This window comes from Lysinibacillus sp. Y5S-8 (assembly GCF_036894365.1).
Classification (GTDB): Bacteria; Bacillota; Bacilli; order Bacillales_A; family Planococcaceae; genus Lysinibacillus; species Lysinibacillus fusiformis_D.
In genome coordinates, this window is record NZ_CP145889.1 from 3,984,708 (window position 1) to 4,004,769 (window position 20,062).

A 20,062-nucleotide genomic window follows, 5' to 3' on the forward strand; every position below is an offset into this window, starting at 1 on the left:
AGGGGATATGAATTTGTTATTATCATTTAACACAAAATTACTAAAATATGCCGAATTAGCTGTGAAAGTAGGAGTAAATATCCAAAAAGATCAGTATCTTTATATAAGCTGTTCGACTGATAACCTAAAATTGGCGCAAATAATTACCAAAATAGCTTATAAAAATGGTGCAAAACAGGTATTTGTCGATTTATCGGATGACGAGCTTGTACGTGCTCGTTATGAGGGAGCACCAAAAGACTCATTTGATTTCTTCCCGCCATGGAAAGTACAAGAGCGTGAATGGTTGGTTGAACACGGAGCCGCTTTCTTAAGCATTAGCTCACAAAATCCAGATTTACTAAAAGGTATAGAGCGTGACAGAATCATGGCCTTCCAAAAAGCATCTGGTAAAGCATTAGCAAACTATTATCAATCGCTACAGTCTGATAAATTTAGTTGGTCAGTTATCGCTGCTCCATCTAAAGCCTGGGCAGCAAAGGTATTCCCTCACTTACAAGAGGAACAACAAATGGATGCATTATGGGAAGCCATCTTTGCAGCGACACGTATTGACGTTGAACATTCTATAGAAGCTTGGCATACTCACGATCAGGAATTACATAGCAAAGCTGATTATTTAAATGCGAAGCAATATAAGTCGCTCCACTATACTGCTCCAGGCACTGACCTAACTATTGAGTTACCTACACATCATGTGTGGACAGGTGGCAGTAGTATTAATACACAGGGCCAAGCATTTATGGCCAATATGCCTACAGAAGAAATTTTTACAGCCCCTTTAAAAACAGGTGTTAATGGGTATGTTTCCAGTACTAAGCCATTAAGCTACGGAGGCAATATTATCGATCATTTCACTTTAACATTTAAGGATGGTCGTATCATTGACGTGAAGGCAGAGCAGGGACAAGAAATTTTAGCTTCCCTTATTGAAACAGATGAAGGTGCTCATTATCTTGGTGAAATAGCATTAGTTCCACATCAATCACCTATTTCACAATCTAATTTATTATTTTACAATACATTATTCGATGAAAATGCCTCGAATCATTTAGCCATTGGCAGTGCCTACGCATTTTGCATTGAGGGTGGTAAAGAAATGACTTCTGAGGAATTAAGTGCACATGGTCTTAACCAAAGCTTGACACATGTAGACTTTATGATTGGATCGGACAAGATGAATATAGATGGAATTACTCATGATGATCAAATAGACCCAATATTCCGCGATGGAAATTGGGCAATCTAAATAATCCATTCCTACTAATAGTATTCTAGGCTAAGTATGTTAAGGTTGTCATAAATTATCCTTAGATTTTCCTAGTAACCTATTGTATAATTGTTTTAGGGAAGTTTAGTAGATCATTTAAGTAGAGAGGAGCTCTAATAATGTTCATTACAACTGTTCTTGGCTTTTCAGCAGTTTTATTAATTTCAACGGGATTCTTCATCCACTACCTACAAGTTGGTTTAGATAGCAAGTCTTCAGTAACTGTAGATCCAAAGCCAAACGAAGAATATTAATGTATAAAAAACAGCTACTGCAATGGTAGCTGTTTTTTTATCACTTACAAGTTATTTTCATCTATTAAAGCGTAGGAAACTGCTTCTTTATTGTAAAAATTATCTGAAAAAAGTCTTTATTGTTTGCATATTGAACGTTTTGCTCTAAAATATTTTTTGTAAGGAAGGGAGCAATATTCATGACAATGTTACAAGATATTTTAGAGTTTAATAAAGAGTTTGTACATGAAAAGAAATACGAACCATTCATCACTACAAAATATCCTGATAAACGTATTGTTGTTTTATCTTGTATGGATACTCGTCTTGTAGAGCTTTTACCAAAAGCTATGAATTTGCGGAATGGCGATGTAAAAATAGTGAAAAGTGCTGGCGCATTAGTGAGCCATCCTTTCGGTGCAGTTATGCGTAGTTTATTAGTGGCTGTCTATGGCCTACAAGCTGATGAAGTGTATGTCGTTGGACATTATGACTGCGGAATGAGTGCAGTTGACCCTGATGCTATGCTTAGTGAAATGGTGACAAGAGGTATTGATCCAGAAACAATCAAAATGTTGGAATATTCTGGTTTTGATTTAAAAGAATTTTTACGTGGTTTCGGTGACGTAGCAACAAGTGTTAAGAAAAGTGTCGATACGATTCGTAATCACCCATTAATGGTGAAAGACGTTCCTGTTCATGGTTTAATCATTGATCCGAATACAGGTCATCTTGATTTAATTGAAGACGGTAGCAAATAATAGCTAATAAAAAACAAGTGCCCATCTCACTCTCGTGAAGGATAGGCACTTGTTTTTCTATTCATCCTCTAAACGCGCATACATATAATGATCTACCCATCGGCCATTGATATACAATAGCCTCCTTAGCAGACCCTCTTGTTGAAATCCAGCCTTCTCTAATACGCGCATAGAGGGGTTATTTTGTGTAGAGACATACGCCTCTACACGGTGTAAACCAATTTGATCGAATGCGAATCTCACCACCATATTTACAGCCTCTGTGACGATTCCCTTGCCCACATAGATTTCATCCATCGCATAGCCAACAAATGCACTTGAGTACGGTAAGCGTTTTACAGCATAAAGTGCAATATGCCCTATTAGATTATTTGTCCCATGCTCAAAAATACCAAAAGTAAATTCTCGTTTTGACTCCATTAAATAGAGACTCTCTTGGATTTTTTTATATTGAGCATCAACTGTATAATATTCAGGTTTTTGTAGTGGCTCGTATACAGACCAAAAGTATTTATTGCGGCTTACGAGACCCGATAAACTTCGTGCATCTTTTTCTTGGAATGTGCGGATGTAGCATTTTTCCCCCTTTATCGTTACCACATTCCCACCCTTTTTTTTTAATAAATTCCAAATTTTAAGCACCATTTCTCCACACTAGCCTTCCAATAAATATCAGTACATTTCTCATTCTCTGTTCACATTGGCTACAATCTAATGATTGTAAACCCTAGTTTTATTTCATTGTATGTAAAAAAAGATGCTGCTACAACTAAAACAGCTCATGTCTTATTGTTACAGCAGCACCATTTTATTATTTTGTTTTTTGTTCTTGCTTTTTCTCATTTATTATTTCTAAACTGGAGGAATCAGCATCCTCTAGCTGACCATTAGCTAATACATTTGTTAAATGAAGACCACGTTTTTGAGCCTCACGTTCAATATGTGCAATTGTTTCTTGAAGCACCTGAACACGCGCATGTTTTTTATCGTCTCCAGCAACTAAAATCCATGGAGCATCCTTTTTATCTGTCTTGTCAAACATTGCATTCGCCGCTTCAATATATTGTGGTGATTTTTCTCGATTTCGCCAATCCTCTTCTGTTAGCTTCCAAGATTTATAAGGGTTTTCTTCACGTTCTTTAAAGCGTTTTAATTGCTCTTCATCTGAAACATGAAGCCAAAACTTAATAATTATGTAATCTCCCGCAGTTAAAATTTTCTCGAAATTATTAATTTCTTCATACGCACGAGACCATTCATCCTTTGTTGCAAAGCCTTCGATACGCTCTACTAGTACACGTCCATACCATGAGCGGTCGAAAATAGCGATTTGTCCATGCTGCGGTAATTTTCTCCAGAATCTTTGTAAATAGTTATAGCGTAATTCATGTGGCTGTGGAGCTGAGATAGGGTGTACCACATAACCGCGTGGATCTACACGTTCAATCAATCGTTTGATCGCGCCACCTTTACCAGCAGCATCCATTCCTTCAAATACTAAGATTAAACCTAATTTGTTTTTTAATAAAAACTGTTGTGCATTTAACATTTCATATTGGAGTACTTTTAATTTCTTTTTATACATCTTTTTATCTAGTTCAATGGATAGGTCTAGGTTTTTCAAATTTTGTGCCATGAAACTTCACTCCTTTTGGTTGGATATTCTTATTGTACTAAAGAAATATATGGATGCCTATTGAGATGGTAAATTGTAGATATTACGAGCAAAACAACACGATACATTGTTGGAAATTTCCGTTATAATAAAAATAGTGACAGCACTATACTTATTTGTCTTTTCCCTATAAAATCTAACACGAAGGGAGAGGAAAACATGCCTCGGTTTATCTTGATGACAATTTCTTATCTTGTCTCACTCATCCTAACCTTTTCATCCTTTTTCGTGAATATCAACGGTCAATCTATGCTAGAAATCGCTAATCGCTTTTCTGTAGTATTTGCACCAGTTAGTGTAAGTCATGTAATTTGGATTCTTATTTATTTTTTACTCGGTTATTGGTTAGTTATGAATACCAAAAAGACAACTATGAAACAGTCTGCGCTTTTTAGCTGCATAAATATATTGCAAGCATTGATGATATACGTATGGCATCATGAGTTATTTATTGTTTCACTTGGCATTACATTACTCTTAGTCTTGTATTTATTTATGTTGTATAATACGTACCCTCTTCATGACAAAGCAATGTCGGGTCGTATTCCTTTCTCCATTTATTTTGCATGGATGACATTTATTTTTATTACGAATATCAGTTTTACGTTAACGGCTTATGGTTGGAACGGCTTTGGTCTTAGTACGCCTCTTTGGGCAGTAATTTTACTGACATTAGGTGGAGCACTTGCGCTACATATCCGTTTCCATCACTTTGATATTTTGTTTCCTAGTGTTTTTATTTGGGCTTATATAGGAATCGCCTTACATAATGGTTTTGATGAGCTACTTGTCACTACAGCCGCCTTCTTTTTATGTGGTGTTCTCTTTGTTGGTATTTTATTTATTAAAAAAAATCCTGCCTACCAAAAATAAATTGGTAAGCAGGATTTTTCATTTCATTGCATTCTATTCTTCGTCTAATGATGTTAGGATAATCGGTTTATCTTTTGTTACAATGACTGAATGTTCAATTTGAGCTACAAGTGATTTATCAGGTGTAATGAATGTCCAACCATCACCAGCTTCTACAATATGCTCTGCCTTCGCTGAGATAAACGGCTCAACCGCAAGCACCATACCTTCTTTCATAATTGTAGAATCCCATGCATCATAGTAATTTAAAATGTGATTCGGCTCATCATGTAAAGATTGACCTAAGCCATGACCAGTTAAATTCATAATAACTGTTAAGCCATTAGCATTCGCCTCACGTTCAACCGCCTTACCAATTTGATTTAATTTAGACCCAGCCTTTACCTTTGTCATTGCTCGATCAAAGGCGCTTTTGGCAACGCGACATAGCTTTTCTTTGTCCTCATAGCCATCACCAACCACAAATGAAATACCAGTGTCAGCAAAGTAGCCATTTAATGAACCAGAAACATCGATATTTACAATATCCCCTTCTTGAATAACACGTTTTCCGGGGATACCATGCGCCACTTCTTCATTGACACTAATACATGTATACCCTGGGAAATCATATTCTCCCTTTGGACCAGATATCGCACCAGCCTCTGCAAACATACGGCCAGCAATTTCATCTAGCTCCAATGTTGTAACACCTGGTTTTGTGGCAGCTTTCATCGCTTCACGAATTTCAGCACAAATGCGTCCTATTTTTTTAAAAGCTTCAATCTCTTCTTGCGTTTTTACAATCATGTATAACGTCCCTTTCATCTAATATCTATACTTTAATATAACATAACTTGTTATGCGTATAACGATAAACGCTTTAAATATTGTATGCTTCCTTACTTTGCGAAGTGCGAAAAGAGTTATTTGCGACAAAAAGGCCCCTTCACAAATGTGAGGGGCATGTTTTATGCTTTTCTTTGCATTAATTGTGGAGCAGCTGTGAATAAAAGAACGCCTACAATTGCCGTTAAAATAGTTGCTGGTAGCATATATGTACCATTATAGATGATGGAATAGATCCATGCATTTTGATCGCCAGCATATTCTGCAAAAAATACAGCGCCAGCCATCGTGTGGGCTGCATATCGTAAGAAGCCCGCAAGCACCGTACCTAATATAATGTAAAGTGCCATTTTTGTTTTGTTGGCATTTTTGGCAGCCGCCAACACGGGTCCACGCACAACCGCCGCTAATCCTACAACTGTGAAAGCAACACCATAATCAAGGAATCCTTGTAGCCAGTGCACAATCGTAGCACCAAACATGGTTTGCATTACACCTACGAGTAATCCAGTTGTTAGCCCAGCTACTAAGCCCCAGCGAAATGCTATTAACATAATAGGTACCATGACTAGACTAACAGAGCCACCTTGTGCCCATACTTTAAAGGAAACCTGATCAAGCACAAGACCGATTGCTGCAAATATCGCAATCTCCACAAGCATTAATAGTCTTTTTTTATCCATATATATTCTCTCCTTTGTTCCGATGTAGGATACAAGAGCAGGAATAGAAATGCGCTGATATGTCTCTTTCTGACACCTTTTTATTCCCTCAAGAATGAAAAAACGATGCCAGGACAGAGCCTCACATCGTACTAGTGTCGGTTTCTATCCACATCCCTACGCAAGCGTTAACTTACAGGTTCAAAGAGTCAAGGCATTACGTGCCCAGTCTCAGCTGACATCATCAGCTCCCCTTGTGGTCGTTACATCTGAATTTATTTGAACATTCTCATTGTACGCAAAGGATAGAAGGATTACAACCTCTTCCATATATTATTTTTTTGAAACTTTGCTGTTTTTCATGCGTAAATATTAAAAAAGGAGGTACAACTATGGAGAACCAAAAAATTTTATCTGCCTTTAGTTATTTAAGTATTTTCTTCGCCCCTTTTATCGTCCCATTAATTGTGTACATTATTACGAAAGATAGTGACGTAAAAAGACATTCAATTCGTGCACTTATCTCTCATTTAATTCCTTTTGTTTTCGGCATCCTGTTCTTTATTGTCTTTGTTTTTTCTACATTTAATTTGGATCCAACGTCCGGCAATAATACGATGTTGATTATTTGGTTCGTTTCGTTTGCCATTTATGCCATCGTCTCACTAGGAATTGTAATATGGAATATTATTCAAGCTGTTCGTGTTATTCGTTAATGTTTCATTTTTAAGCGAAACAGGTAGTAGTAATTGTAAAAGGAGCTGTTTTTGAATGAAAGTATCAAATGTTGTGAAAACCGCCGTAAAATTAGCACCTATTGTTATTCCTATCGTAAAAAAAGTAATGGCTGCAAAAAAAGGGACAACACCTACAGCCACCCCTCGAAAAAAATAAACAGCAGGCGTATTCCCTTGTTTTGGAAATACGCCTTTTATTTATTTCACTTCAAAATGTGTTTGACTATGTCCATTCAATGTTTTTTCTACATGTAAGACCGATGGCATCGCTGATTTTAATTCAGGCACATGAGAAATCACGCCAATCATACGACCAGAATCCTGTAAAGCAATTAATGTATCAATTGCTTTATTCAAAGATTCCTCATCAAGCGAGCCAAAGCCCTCATCAATAAACATGGTTTCAATATGAATATTCCCTTGGAAGCTTTGAATGACATCTGCCATTCCTAAAGCAAGACTTAAGGAAGCATTAAATTTTTCGCCACCGGATAATGTTTTCACATCACGTAATTGATCCGTATAGGCATCATATACATCAAGCCCAAGCCCACTTTGCTTCGCATGTTTTTCTAGTCTATCAGAACGTCTAAGCTCAAATTGACCATTTGATAAGTGATAAAGACGAATATTAGCGGCATCGGTAATTTGGTCTAAGTAATTAATTTGAATGTATCGCTCAAAGGACAGCTTTTTCGAATTTTGTCCGTTTAATAATCCATAGAGTTCCTTTACTCGACCAGCTTCTTGTTCAAGTAACTGAAGCTCTCTCGCTGTTTCTTCCACTTTTTTTATAAAGCCTTGGCAGGCTTGTGCAAAACCATTCATCTGTTGCAAACGTTTAAATGCTTCCTCATACGCCGTACGAAGTTGTTCTACTTTTGCTTCCATCACCACTAAATCTTGCTTCTCTTTCCCTTGAAGATACATAGCCCCTTCAGTTATTTGGATTTTCAGGGTATGTACCTGTAAAGCATAGTCACTGCATACTTTGCGAAGTGCTTCTAATTGGATCGCACTCCGTTTGGCAGCTGCGTATTCCTCATAGCTGTCAAAGCCGATTTCCTGCATGCTTGCTGAAAATTGCTGCCGCTTTTCATTCATTTTGAGTTGTAATTCCTCAAAAGATTGTTTGGCGATTTCTACAGTTAGTTTTGCATTACTTGTCGCTTCTTTTACGACATGCAAATTTTCTTGACTCTCTTGCCATGTTTTTTGCAAGTCCATTTTCTGTTTACTAACATCCGTAAGTTGTTGCTTTAATTGCTGTAATGTTGGTAAATTGGCTGGCATCTGCTTGAGCTGTTCTTCTACAACCGCTTGTAATCTTGTCCATTCTTTCATCTGCTCAGCTAAATATTGCTCTAATTCCATCTGTTTATTTCTAAGCTGCTCTATTCTATCACGTTGATGCTTTAGCTTAAATCGCATATCTGCTAGTTGATGATGGACAACTTTTAAGCTCGCAATCTCTTGCTCCGTCTTGTGTAAAGTAGCGATGAGCTGTGCTCGGTCTTCTTGTTTAATATGCTGTGCTTCTAGCTGCTGATATGTATCTTGAAGAAGCTGTTGCGTAGATGACAAAAGTGCTGCCTTCTCTAGATACATACGCTCGTCTGAAGAAGCCTTCACTCTTAATGTTTCCACTTGAGCAAGTTCAATAACTTCCAGTTGCTCTTTATGTGTTTTCTCGTGAGTCATACTGCCACAAACAGGGCAGGGCTCCCCTTCCTTTAGCTGTTCCGCTAAAATACTAGCCTGACTTGTCAGCCACCGTTGCTGCAATAATAGAAGGGCCTTTTTACTTTCTTGATAGTGAATATCTGAGGTAGCTACGTCCTGCTGTGCTAACTCTACGGCACTTTTATATTTCTCAGCTTGTTTGACTAAAGCTACCTGTTCGCGTAGTTTCGGTAACTGTTCTAAGTAGCTTTCATATGGCTCAACCTGTTTTTCATAGCCTTCCATCGTTTGAGAAAATTGCTGCAATTGCTCTTGTTCTTTTTCCAATAACGCCAGGTTATCAGCCACCGCCATTTTTGCTGTTTCAACATATTGCTCAGCTATTTGCAGCTGCTGCACGTTGTTTTCATAGGCCTCGAATTTAGGCAATGACGCTAATAATTGCAATTCCTGCTGCAAAATTTGTTGACGCTCAGGCTCTTTCGCCTCTTCTACCCTATATTTTTCTTGGGCTCGCTGCAGTTGCTCTTCTGTTTGCTGATGATTAACTTGTGCTTGCTGAAAAGCTTGTTCCTTTACATTAAGTTCAGCACGTAAATCAATGCATTGTTGTTCAAGTAGCACAAGTCGCTCTGCTTGTTCTGCTAAAACAATCTCCTGCTCCTTCGCTCTGTATACGTCTTGCTCTTGTAACAGCATTTGTAGTCGCTGCTGTCGATTCGCTTGCTCATCAAATTGCTCATTCAGTGTTTTAGCTAATCGATAATATTCTTGTTCTTTTTGATGAAGGCTATAAGCTTCTTCATATTGTAGCTGTTCGTCCTCAATACATTTTGTATAGTAAATAAACTCCTCATCAAGTGCCTGCTTTAGTTGATGTAAATTTTCCGTTTTGTCAGCAATCAATGTGAATAACGATGATGAACGTTGTGGTAAGACACCGTCAATTTGACCAAGTAAATGTTCTTTTAATTGTTTGGCACGTTGTAGATCACTCTCTGCCTCTTTTCGTTTAGCATCAAGCTTTTTCGTCATGACACCAAAGCGGTCTGTTTTAAAGATTTTCCGCAAAATAACTTCTTTGTTTGTAGAATCTGAGGTTAATAGCTTGCGAAATTCACCTTGAGGTAGCATCACAATTTGGCTAAATTGATCTTTTGTGAGACCTATTATTTCCTGCAATTTTTTATCGACTTCAAGCGTTTGCTGCTTCTCTACAATGCTATAATCGAGCTTTCCCTCTTTTACTTCAGCTAACTCTATTTTCTTCCCAGTAATCGTTTTATTTTTTTCTTTAATATGACCGGGCTGTCGTATTATTTGATAGACCCTTCCATGCATTTCAAACATGAGCTCTACAGCTGTATAAATATCATCATGAGCAAAGCCACTTCGCAGTAAAGCCGTATCCTGACGATCCTCACCACTGCCTGATCCGTAAAGGGCATAACAAATGGCATCAAAAATTGTTGTTTTTCCTGCACCGGTTTTACCAGAAATAGCAAACAATCGATGTTCCCCTAGTTCTTGAAAATCAATTATTTCAGTGTCTTTATAGGGACCAAATGCAGTAATCGTTAACTTTAATGGCTTCATTTTACTGTTTCTCGCTCCTCATCTAATAATTCCTGTAACATCTCTGTGAAAAGGCGTTCCGTATCTTCATCTGGCTGAATGCCGATAATATCGGTAAAGAAAGAACGGAATAAATCAATATCCTCTAGTTTTTCCGTTTCTACAACTTGTAGCTCACGCGACACCTCTTGTCGTAATACCTTACGTTCCACATGCATAGCGTGCGGAAACACACTGCGAATGCGTTCCATCGGCGAAGACACCGAAGTTGTATCCGTCAATCTGACAAATACATAATCTTCACTTGGTGTGAGCTTTAATAAATCCTCTAATTGACCTTCTACTACTCGTAAATCTCTTCTTGGCACAAGCTTTCTTTTGGTTACTGTGCTATTACCATGCTCATCTAAATCAATGATTAAAAAGCCCTTTTCATGTAAATGCTCAGATAACGAATATTTTAATGGAGAGCCTGCATAGCGAATGGTTTCATTTAAGACAAAATGTGCCTTATGTAGATGCCCAAGTGCTGTATAATGAAAGGGTTTAAATAAAGCTGCACTCACACAATCTGAGCCCCCTATGGAAAGCGGTCGCTCTGAATCACTTGTATTCGCTTCTTCCTCACCATACTTCGTTACAAAAGCATGTCCAACAAAAACATGACGTTTGCTTGAGTCCATGTCTTGCGTGATATACTCAACTATTTTTTGCATGGCATCTTGATGAGAGCGGATTCCCTCTTCTTCAAAGATGCTGCGAATAGAAGCCGGCTCTGCATACGGTACAAGATGGAAATGCACTTCGCCATGCTGATCATTCAAAACAATAGGTGCATGATTTTTTGTAAATTGACCCTTGATATATAAACCGCTATCACTCATTAAACGACTACCGAAATTCAGTCGACCTGCACTATCATGATTTCCCGCCACCGCTAAAACAGGAATCTTCTTCTCTAATACAATTTTTGCTACTACATCATTTAGTAAATTGACTGCCTCTATAGGAGGCATCGAACGGTCATATAGATCACCTGCTATGACAATTACATCTGGTTTTTCCTCATCTATCGCTTGTATAAATTGTTCGAGAATATACTGTTGATCTTCTGTCATATAGACACCTTGAACAAGTTTTCCTAAGTGCCAATCTGCTGTATGAAATATTTTCATTGTTGTACCTCCTAGTCTTCTTTATATTTTAGCATGACTATTCCCTCTCTAGTGCTCTCTAGCAGTTTAGTAGTTCTATCCAATATTGGCTTTCATAGAAAAAAAGCATCTTATTGGGTAAGATGCCTTTGCTAACGATTATTTAGATGTTTTTGATAAAAGCTTGATAACCTGGGAATCCCTGAATAACGTAAGCAACACGAGCAGGCTGTTGTTGTGTCACTTTCTCTTTCTGGGGCTTCGCTGATGATTGTTGCTTGACAATTTCCTCAAATGACAAAGGATTTGCCTTAGGTAATTCTGATGAAGAAATCTGTAAAGCATCACTACCACTATAAGCCTGTAAAAATGAGTTAGCCATTTGACGATAGCCTTCAGCATTCGGGTGGACGTCAGCACTATTTGGTAAATAGCTTGTTCCATTCAATCCAAAGGCATCATAGACATCTACATAAACTGCTCCTGCATGCTCTGCCTGTTGCTGTAAAATCGCATTTAATTTAACTAGCTGTGCATTGGTTCCTTCTTTTTGCGACGGATGGACAGTTGGATAGGCAAAATAATAGCCCATGACATATACCTTTGCTTTCGGTGCACGTTCTACTAACTCATCTAAAATCGTTGTCATATTTTTTCTCGCCAAGTTTAAAGCGTAATCTGTCTGCAACTGTGAAAAAGCTAAAGTTCCAGCACTTGGGTTCATCTGAACAAGACGCAATAAATCATTGGCACCTGCTGACACTGTAATCAGTGTGGCGTTTGCTAATAAATGTTGCGCTTCCTCCGATTGAATTCGGTCTAACACATTCGCTGTTGTAAAGCCTGGAAAAGCAAGCTCTTTTGTATAAAACGATAATTGTCCAATCGAACTTAATTTCATGGCAATTAAATCACTATACCCTACATCAATTTCTTGATAAGGTGTTTGACCTGCAGCTAATGAATCTCCAATCGCCACGTAGCTTTCCGTTTGAGCAAAAGCAGATGAAGTCCAATATGTCATGGATAATATCGTCACACCGATTAAGCTCCATAATCGTCTCATCTGCTCTCCTCCTTTTCTTTCTGACTAAAGATTAAAAAGCCCAGCTACCCTTGCGGAAAATAGGCTCTACCGTACCATCTGGTAAAATACCATCAATGTCCATTTCTCCGCTGCCAATCATAAAATCTTCGTGTGTCACAGAAATATTTGCTCCTAATGCTTCAAGCTGACCATTTTCTAAGTCTCTACCACCTTCTAAGCAAGTCGGATATGCTTCACCAATAGCTAAATGGTTTGAAGCATTTTCATCGAACAATGTATTGAAGTATAAAATCTCTGACGCTGAAATAGGTGATTCGTGAGGGACAAGTGCTACTTCACCTAAATAGCTTGAGCCTTCATCCACTTGAATTAGTTCTTGTAATAAATCATGACCAACTTCAGCCTCTGCCTTAATAATTTTGCCCTCTTCAAATGTTAATTTAAAGCCATCAATAATATTGCCTTGATAAACTAATGGCTTTGAATTACTGACATAACCGTTTACACCTTGCTTCATTGGAAGAGTATACACTTCTTCAGTTGGCATATTGGCAACAAAGACATTATCCTCTGGCGTTTTACTGCCACCCGTAACCCATTTATGTTGCGGTGCTAGAGCAATTGTTAAATCTGTACCCGGTGCCGTATAGTGAAGCTTTGCATACTTTTTATTATTTAGAAGCTGTGCACGCGATTCTAAATTGGCTATATGCTGACGCCAATTGTCCACTGCATTGCCTTCCCCAATATGCACTGTTTTAAAGATCGCCTCCCATAAGGCAGGTACTTGCTGCTCTTCTGTTAAATGAGGGAATACCTTTGCTGCCCATTTAGGTGAAGGGACCGCAACAATGGACCAAGCAATTAAATCCTTCATGACGGCATTACGATAATTTTTCAATGCTGCACCAGATACTTTTTGGTGGGTTGCTAATCTGTCTGCTGGTATGCCTGTCAAATTATCTGGATCTGCTGCATCAATCCATAGTAGAGCGCCTTTACGTTCAATAAGCTCATCACGCATTTTCACGACCCATTCAGGGAAGCGACTAAACTCCTCGTCAGAAGCATGTTCAAAATAGGCACGATCCATTTCGTCATCTGAAAAATTCACATGTACACGTCCTGCGCCAGCCTTATAAGCCTCTTTAACAACTAAACGAACAAAATCCAAAGCATCTACCGATGTATTGACTAATAGGTACTGACCTGGTTGGATGTTGACACCCACTTTTACCGCAAGCTCTGCATATGCCTGTAATTTTTCTTCAAACGTCATATTAATTCCCTCGCTTTTGTCCAATTGTTTTAGAATTACCTTCCATCAGCTTGCCATCATGCCATATTTTTTGCACAGGCTTGCCTGGTACTTCCCTTGTCCACTTTTTATACGTTTTTTCATCATGATAAGATAATAACGTTAATACTTCACCATCTGCGCCCGCACGACCTGTACGACCTGAACGATGTAAATACTGCTCAATTGTTCGTGGTACATCAACATGAATAACATGTGTTAAACCGGCAATATCTAAACCACGAGCTGCAATATCTGTGGCAATTAAAATACGCGCATCTCCTTTACGGAATGCATCTAACGCTTTTTTTCGTTCTTCTTTTTTCATGTCAGAATGGAGAGTGACAATTGGCGCTGAGCGGTATTGCAATTTTGTTTCCTTCATTAATAATTGATCGATATTATTGACAAAAGCCAGTGCTCTCAAGCCTTCTGTATGTGAGAGTCGACGTAGGAAATCTGTTTTATCACGTTCTTCTACTTTCACAAAAGAATGTACTACTTTACCGACCTTTAACATATCCTCAGGTTTAATTTTAAAACGTAAAGGTTCAAACATCATACGGCTTGCTACTAATTCAATTTCCTCCGTTATCGTAGCCGAAACAACAACGACTTGTCGGCCAAAAGCAGAGCCTTCGATAAAGGATTTGACGACAACACGGTATTCACGACTCAGTAATTGATCGCACTCATCTAAAATAACCGTTTCAATTTCTTTTAGTTTTAATTTCCCTGCACGTGCTAATTCATTTAAACGACCAGGTGTGCCAACGACAATCGTTGGTTTTTTCTTTAACTTTTCAATTTGACGAGCAGAATTGGCACCACCAATCAGTTGTTGAACTGTAATATCTGTGCCTGCCGTCCATTCACGGATAACTTCTACAATCTGCATCGCAAGCTCTTGTGAAGGAGCTACAATCAGTCCTTGTGTTTGCTTTTTTGCCCCATTCACTTTATTCAATAATGGTAAAACATACGCTAATGTTTTACCTGATCCTGTTGGCGATTCCGCTACAATATCTTTGCCTTCAAGCATAGCTGGTATCATTTCATCTTGAATTTTCATGGGTGTTTCAAAATTCCATTTTGCTTGTATTTCTTCTTTTAATAAATTAATGACTGACATGTTATTTCCCACCTTCTATCTACTTGACACTAGTTTAACACACTCCGCCGTTTCCTACTTTATATGTACGAAGCTATTGTCCAATCGTTTCAGGAAACCATCGATTCCTTCCATAAAAAATCTGCCTAACCCAACACGGAAAAAAGTAAGCTTGACCACAACTCTTTAAAGACTTGTAGCTTACCCGTGAAAAGCAAGCAGATCCTTTTCAATTCATTTAACGACTAATCGACTAGCTCATAGCCACAAGCCAAAATGGCACATTCAGCTAAAACGATTAATGAATCAATATAAATTTCATTTAATTTCAAATCCCTATTAACAATAGATAGCTCTGTACAGCCTAAGACAATGCGGTCACAATTTAATGCTAGCATCGCCTCTTCTATTGGTTGCCAATCCTCCAACGTAACATCCTTGCCAGCCTTGACATAATCATAAATGATGGTCATCACATAGGCTCTCATCTCATTATCTGGAACAACTGGTGTAATGCCATATTCCTCTAAGGCTTCCTGGTACATACGTGATGTTAATGTTCCTGTTGTTGCTAAAATTCCAACACGCTCTGCTCCTAAATCAGCAGCACGCTTCGCCGTTTCACGAATCATATTCAATACAGGAATGGGAGAGCCCTCATCAATTTCATGATAGAACGTATGGGCTGTATTGCATGGAATTGCAATCATATTTGCCCCTACAGAAGCTAATTTTTTAGCATCCTCAATTATGACTGGAACTGGATTATCCTTCTTATTATCTAAAATAAAAGCCGTACGGTCAGGAATATTTGTATCATTATCAATGATCGTATGCAAATGCTCCTGATCCTTTTGTGCCTTCGTACGTCTTACAATCATTTCTCCAATAAACATTGTTGCAAGTGGCCCTACGCCACCGATAATACCTAAAGTTTGTTTTTTCATATATTTGACAGACCTTTGTTATTAAAATATTTCTTATATTTGCGATAAAAGCTTAAATTATCAAGCGTAACGTTCAACCAACGTTTCGCATTCATATCCTTATAACTAAAAATAGAATCTGTAGCCATCCCTTGGCGAATCAAACTTTTCGCTTCAATGACTAACTGTTCATTTTGTACGTATTTGAAAAGTACACCATTTGGTACAATGGTCCAAAGATGCTTGTTTTGCACGTATGTTAGCGACTGTTTACTACCTCGAACATAATCATCCGCCACATACTGCATGAAGTTATAGCCACTGGCTGTCACATAATAATTGGAAAGTTCATTATGTAATTCAATACTCAACAATTTATATTGACCATCACGATCATCATATTTCATATCAAATGTAGCATAGCCTTGGAATTGTATGGCTTCAAGGAACGTCTTTACATTGTCCATTAATTCCTGATGATAGGTTGTCATGATGGCTACATAACGACCAATCCCTTCTGGAGAATGCTCTTCTAAAATGGGATTGCCCACCGCAAGAAGTTTTGCCTTGCCATCCTGCCCTATATAGGCATTAACAACAAGCATATTCGCATCTTCCCCTGGAATATATTGTTGAATCATAAGATCATCTCGATAGGCCGATTCCTTATAAATAGCATGGAATATACTGTCCTTTTCATCCTTATCATACGCAATATATACTTTTTTCTTACCAGGAAAAATACATGTAGCATATTTTGTCATATTCATGGGCTTTATGACAATTGGATACTCAAATGGCATGTCGTAGTCCTCGTAATCATTCACCGTGCAGACATGCATGGCAGGAAATTGAAAACCATATTGTGCACAAAGCTCATACATCTTTTCACGAGTTAATAACTGCTGAGCAAGTGTGGCATCTACATAAGGAATAATGAAATCCTCTGCTAATTCCGCTTTATGTTCTATTATTTTTTTGACATAAAATTCATCACAGGCTAGTAGCAGTAATTTTTTATCAACGAATTCCTGCGCAATAGCCTGAAGTGCCGTAACAAATCGTTCGTCTATATGAAGTCTCGGTACCTCACGAAAAGTCAGTAAATCACTTTGGTGAATTTTTTCCATATTCGTATGGTTTAATGCAAGTGGCTTCACACCATAGGCTTCGTAAAATGCTCTGGCCATGCCATAAGCATTCATCTCATCCCCAAGTAAAACCGGTAAAAAAGCGTGCTCAATGGCCATTCTACTCAACTCACTTCTGCTTTTTTATTAGTGTAACATACTAAAGATTTGTGGCTAATTTATTTATGAATAGCTACGGCTTGCTGATCTAATTCCCGATAACTTTTGAAAAATTGATCGACATTGTATGTAACATAACCTTTTAATGGATCCATTACTACTACTTTATCCCCTAAATGCCCTGTCAAGACAACTGCATGTAAGTTCATATAGGCTTCATGTGATGTTGTCTCACCTTCAAAAATCCAGCCTCTATTTGCATTTCGTTTAGGTGACGATAAATCCAGCGTCACCCATGTTACAACAGGAACTCCCTCGCGAACAAGCTGTAAAATCTCGTCCTGTGAGGCCTTACTCATATTTGACACGCGTAAATCAGCTTGTCTATCTGCAATGACTGCCTCTGCCGCCTTAACAATGGGTTCAGCAAAAACATACATACCATGAGCTTTATCACGCGGATTCCCTGCAAAAGCCTCATGTGGATTTGGCCCAAAACGTTGGTTGTCTACAGTACGTATATTTTGCTTTGGTAAATAGTTATCAGCCATTTCAAGCTTTGAAACATTCATTCCAAAATAATTTAAGACAGCTGTGAGTGATGTTATTTCACAGCCATGTGGAAGCTCTGGCTTTTGCATAACAACAGGTACATCTAATTCTTGCTCGTCTCTAGAGAAGTGTGTTTGCAATCGATAGTATGGCTTCGTTGTATCATACGTAAAATTCTCGATTGTTGTATATCCATCGTTTGTTGTACTATTTTCCAGTGTTGTTGCTGCAATGGTATATTCTCGCCCTGCCTTGAGCTTCGCGAATATGGCTTCTCCCTCTTCTGAACCAATCGCTTCCTCTACTACATCACCCGTTTGTACATCTGTTACTGTGACATAGAGATTGGGGATAGGTGCCCCGCTATTAAATTCTACCGTTAAAACAGTTAATGGATTTTTTTGTTCTGCTTCTTGCTGTGAAAATGGCTGACAGCTCGAAAGTAACATAATAATCAAAATGCCCATAAGTAAAAGGCGTTTATACCCCGTCCACAAGACAAATTCCGCTCCTATTCTAATTGGAAGAGTAATCCCTTCTCCATTCTATTTATTCAATTTGTCGTAGACTCTATTATACGATACTTTCATAATCGTTCCTATTTTATCTTATTTCAGCACATAATTTTTTGTATGGAAAGCGAAGCGGCAGGTACACGGAAACTTGCGAGTAAGCTTGAAAAAACTGGCTAACAATTATGCCTAGGCATCGTGGATAGTACTTAAATCGTCGTCACTTTAGGTCGTAATGTATGCTTTAACACCTTACCTGAAGCATTGCGCGGCAGTTCTACTAAAAATGCAATTTCATACGGTACTTTATATTTGGCAAGTCTTGTTTGGCAGTAAGATAATATTGCCTTTTCATCGAGTGACTGCCCTTCCTTTAATACAATAAATGCTTTTGGCACCTCTCCATATACTTCATGTGGTAATCCTATCACTGCTGCCTCTAAAATTTCTGGCATTTGATATAGCACTTCTTCCACTTCAATCGGGTAAATATTTTCCCCTCCACGGATGATCATATCTTTTTTCCGATCTACAATATATAAATAACCTTCCTCATCAAAGCGTCCTAAATCTCCTGAATAGAGCCAGCCATCTCTTATCGTTCTAGCTGTTTCCTCTGGATTGCGCAAATAACCTTTCATTACTTGTGGCCCTTTAACACAAATTTCGCCAACCTCGCCAGCTGGTACTGACTTTCCTTCACTATCAACCACGCATACCTCCGTCTGAGCTAATGGCTTCCCAACAGAGCCAATTTTCGTTAATGCATCCCTATCTAATAAAGAGGTAGCTGCAGGTGAATTTTCGGTTTGACCATAGAGATTTTGAACCTTTACATTTGAAAATGCCTCTTTCACTTGCTTTACGAGCTCATAAGGCATTGGAGCAGCCCCGTAACATAATAAACGTAAATGATGAAAGCTATGTTCCTTAAATCCAGGCGTATTTAAAATGATGGTATACATGGATGGAACACCAAAGAAAATAGTCGCTTCAGTTGCAGCAATTTGCGCTAACGTTTTTGTTGGTGAAAATGCTTCTTCGATAACAACTGTTCCTCCTTGATAGAACATTGGCATAGCAAAGACGTGCAGGCCAGCACAATGGAATAAAGGTGTACAAATAAACATCTTGTCCTTGCTAGACATTTTCATTGAAGAAGACCAAATATCGGCAGTAGCCACGATATTTTGATGTGTTAGCATGACGCCCTTTGGTTTACCTGTTGTCCCAGAAGTATACATGACCACTGCTGTATCATGGGCCTCTAATTGTACAAGCTTTCTTTCACATCCCTCATTTTCAAAAATGTTTCTCATTTCTTTAAATCCAATCGTATGTTGGAATGTATAGGCAACATCCTCCAATGCTTCTGCTAGCCTTTCATCATAAATGAGACCCTTTGCTTGTGAATGATTAAAAATAAAATCAACCTCAGGTGCTGCTAATTTAGTGTTAATAGGCATCACAATAAAACCTGCTAGTTGGACACCTAAATAAGCGATTAAAAACAAATCTGAATTGAGCGTATATAATGCAATCACATCATCTTTTTCAAAATCCTGTTCTTGTAAGTATGCTGCAAATCTTTCTACACGTTGATAAAAATCGCGATAGCTCAACTTTTTTCCATCATACAAGGTTGCAATTGCATTCGGTTGTTGCACAGCATAGTTTTCAAGAATATCTGTCATGTACATCGTCATTATAAACCCTCCAAAAATTCATTTTTTAATGCTGGATAGCGTCTGAAACTATGAAACTACTAAAAATTCAGAAAATTATGATTATATTTTAACAAGCAATGCGTTTCATGGCAATTTTTCCACACATTCAAAATATGAAGTAGAAGTAACGAAATATTCTTAGACGTTTTACTTTTCTATCAATTTCTATTGGGTGTATGATATTTGTA

19 protein-coding genes and 1 riboswitch are annotated in these 20,062 nt (G+C 38.1%); of the genes, 6 read left to right on the forward strand and 13 right to left on the reverse strand.

Annotated elements, in window-relative coordinates:
• The first annotated feature begins 7 nt into the window (after positions 1 to 7).
• The 3 genes from V6670_RS19540 to V6670_RS19550 all read left to right on the forward strand — a co-directional run bounded on the left by V6670_RS19540 (position 8) and on the right by V6670_RS19550 (position 2,264).
• On the forward strand, positions 8 to 1,249 hold the full coding sequence (locus V6670_RS19540; protein WP_338651899.1) for an aminopeptidase: 1,242 nt from the start codon (positions 8 to 10) through the stop codon (positions 1,247 to 1,249).
• Between the two features lie 140 nt (positions 1,250 to 1,389).
• The gene (locus V6670_RS19545) at positions 1,390 to 1,524 is read left to right on the forward strand and encodes a hypothetical protein (protein WP_255358791.1); all 135 of its coding nucleotides are present in this window, start codon (positions 1,390 to 1,392) and stop codon (positions 1,522 to 1,524) included.
• Between the two features lie 179 nt (positions 1,525 to 1,703).
• Positions 1,704 to 2,264, forward strand: a complete 561-nt coding sequence (locus V6670_RS19550) for a carbonic anhydrase (RefSeq protein WP_141905435.1) — start codon at positions 1,704 to 1,706, stop codon at positions 2,262 to 2,264.
• 57 nt (positions 2,265 to 2,321) lie between these two features.
• On the opposite strand, the gene V6670_RS19555 is transcribed toward V6670_RS19550, so the two are convergent.
• Together V6670_RS19555 and V6670_RS19560 are read right to left on the reverse strand one after the other, a co-directional pair.
• Positions 2,322 to 2,909, reverse strand: coding sequence for a GNAT family protein (locus V6670_RS19555; protein ID WP_338651900.1), 588 nt, complete (start codon positions 2,907 to 2,909; stop codon positions 2,322 to 2,324).
• A gap of 166 nt (positions 2,910 to 3,075) precedes the next feature.
• Positions 3,076 to 3,900, reverse strand: coding sequence for a polyphosphate kinase (locus V6670_RS19560; protein ID WP_338651901.1), 825 nt, complete (start codon positions 3,898 to 3,900; stop codon positions 3,076 to 3,078).
• Positions 3,901 to 4,098: 198 nt separating this feature from the next.
• Between V6670_RS19560 and V6670_RS19565 the strand changes: the two genes are divergently transcribed.
• Positions 4,099 to 4,812 carry a hypothetical protein gene (locus V6670_RS19565; protein ID WP_338651902.1) on the forward strand — a complete coding sequence of 238 codons (714 nt, stop codon included), beginning with the start codon at positions 4,099 to 4,101 and terminating at the stop codon, positions 4,810 to 4,812.
• 33 nt (positions 4,813 to 4,845) lie between these two features.
• Here V6670_RS19565 and map read toward each other — a convergent pair whose 3' ends face one another.
• Together map and thiT are read right to left on the reverse strand one after the other, a co-directional pair.
• Positions 4,846 to 5,601, reverse strand: a complete 756-nt coding sequence (gene map, locus V6670_RS19570; RefSeq protein ID WP_036123336.1) for a type I methionyl aminopeptidase — start codon at positions 5,599 to 5,601, stop codon at positions 4,846 to 4,848.
• A gap of 161 nt (positions 5,602 to 5,762) precedes the next feature.
• Positions 5,763 to 6,323: an energy-coupled thiamine transporter ThiT gene (gene thiT, locus V6670_RS19575; protein WP_141905437.1), complete on the reverse strand. Its 561-nt coding sequence runs from the start codon at positions 6,321 to 6,323 to the stop codon at positions 5,763 to 5,765.
• A gap of 136 nt (positions 6,324 to 6,459) precedes the next feature.
• A riboswitch (TPP riboswitch) is annotated at positions 6,460 to 6,567 on the reverse strand.
• Positions 6,568 to 6,694: 127 nt separating this feature from the next.
• Here thiT and V6670_RS19580 point away from each other — a divergent pair.
• Positions 6,695 to 7,018 carry a DUF4870 domain-containing protein gene (locus V6670_RS19580; protein ID WP_036123342.1) on the forward strand — a complete coding sequence of 108 codons (324 nt, stop codon included), beginning with the start codon at positions 6,695 to 6,697 and terminating at the stop codon, positions 7,016 to 7,018.
• Positions 7,019 to 7,073: 55 nt separating this feature from the next.
• A complete protein-coding gene (locus tag V6670_RS19585) occupies positions 7,074 to 7,196 on the forward strand; it encodes a hypothetical protein (protein WP_255358792.1) in 123 nt (40 codons plus the stop codon).
• Positions 7,197 to 7,237: 41 nt separating this feature from the next.
• On the opposite strand, the gene V6670_RS19590 is transcribed toward V6670_RS19585, so the two are convergent.
• The 9 genes from V6670_RS19590 to V6670_RS19630 all read right to left on the reverse strand — a co-directional run bounded on the left by V6670_RS19590 (position 7,238) and on the right by V6670_RS19630 (position 19,853).
• The gene (locus tag V6670_RS19590; RefSeq protein ID WP_338651903.1) at positions 7,238 to 10,318 is read right to left on the reverse strand and encodes an SMC family ATPase; all 3,081 of its coding nucleotides are present in this window, start codon (positions 10,316 to 10,318) and stop codon (positions 7,238 to 7,240) included.
• Positions 10,315 to 11,472 carry an exonuclease SbcCD subunit D gene (locus V6670_RS19595; RefSeq protein ID WP_141905439.1) on the reverse strand — a complete coding sequence of 386 codons (1,158 nt, stop codon included), beginning with the start codon at positions 11,470 to 11,472 and terminating at the stop codon, positions 10,315 to 10,317. Before V6670_RS19595 ends, V6670_RS19590 begins: the two co-directional genes overlap by 4 nt.
• A gap of 142 nt (positions 11,473 to 11,614) precedes the next feature.
• A complete protein-coding gene (locus V6670_RS19600) occupies positions 11,615 to 12,517 on the reverse strand; it encodes an SGNH/GDSL hydrolase family protein (RefSeq protein WP_338651904.1) in 903 nt (300 codons plus the stop codon).
• Between the two features lie 31 nt (positions 12,518 to 12,548).
• Entirely contained in the window at positions 12,549 to 13,778 is a 1,230-nt protein-coding gene (locus V6670_RS19605; protein ID WP_141905441.1) for an aminopeptidase, read from the reverse strand.
• Position 13,779: 1 nt separating this feature from the next.
• Positions 13,780 to 14,928, reverse strand: coding sequence for a DEAD/DEAH box helicase (locus tag V6670_RS19610; RefSeq protein ID WP_036123358.1), 1,149 nt, complete (start codon positions 14,926 to 14,928; stop codon positions 13,780 to 13,782).
• 224 nt (positions 14,929 to 15,152) lie between these two features.
• Complete coding sequence (locus tag V6670_RS19615; RefSeq protein ID WP_036123362.1) at positions 15,153 to 15,854, reverse strand: amino acid racemase; 702 nt, start codon at positions 15,852 to 15,854, stop codon at positions 15,153 to 15,155.
• Complete coding sequence (locus V6670_RS19620; RefSeq protein ID WP_058843706.1) at positions 15,851 to 17,083, reverse strand: hypothetical protein; 1,233 nt, start codon at positions 17,081 to 17,083, stop codon at positions 15,851 to 15,853. Before V6670_RS19620 ends, V6670_RS19615 begins: the two co-directional genes overlap by 4 nt.
• Positions 17,084 to 17,142: 59 nt before the next feature.
• The gene (locus V6670_RS19625; RefSeq protein WP_338651905.1) at positions 17,143 to 18,102 is read right to left on the reverse strand and encodes a C39 family peptidase; all 960 of its coding nucleotides are present in this window, start codon (positions 18,100 to 18,102) and stop codon (positions 17,143 to 17,145) included.
• 254 nt (positions 18,103 to 18,356) lie between these two features.
• Positions 18,357 to 19,853, reverse strand: coding sequence for a long-chain fatty acid--CoA ligase (locus V6670_RS19630; RefSeq protein ID WP_082673698.1), 1,497 nt, complete (start codon positions 19,851 to 19,853; stop codon positions 18,357 to 18,359).
• Positions 19,854 to 20,062: the final 209 nt, after the last annotated feature.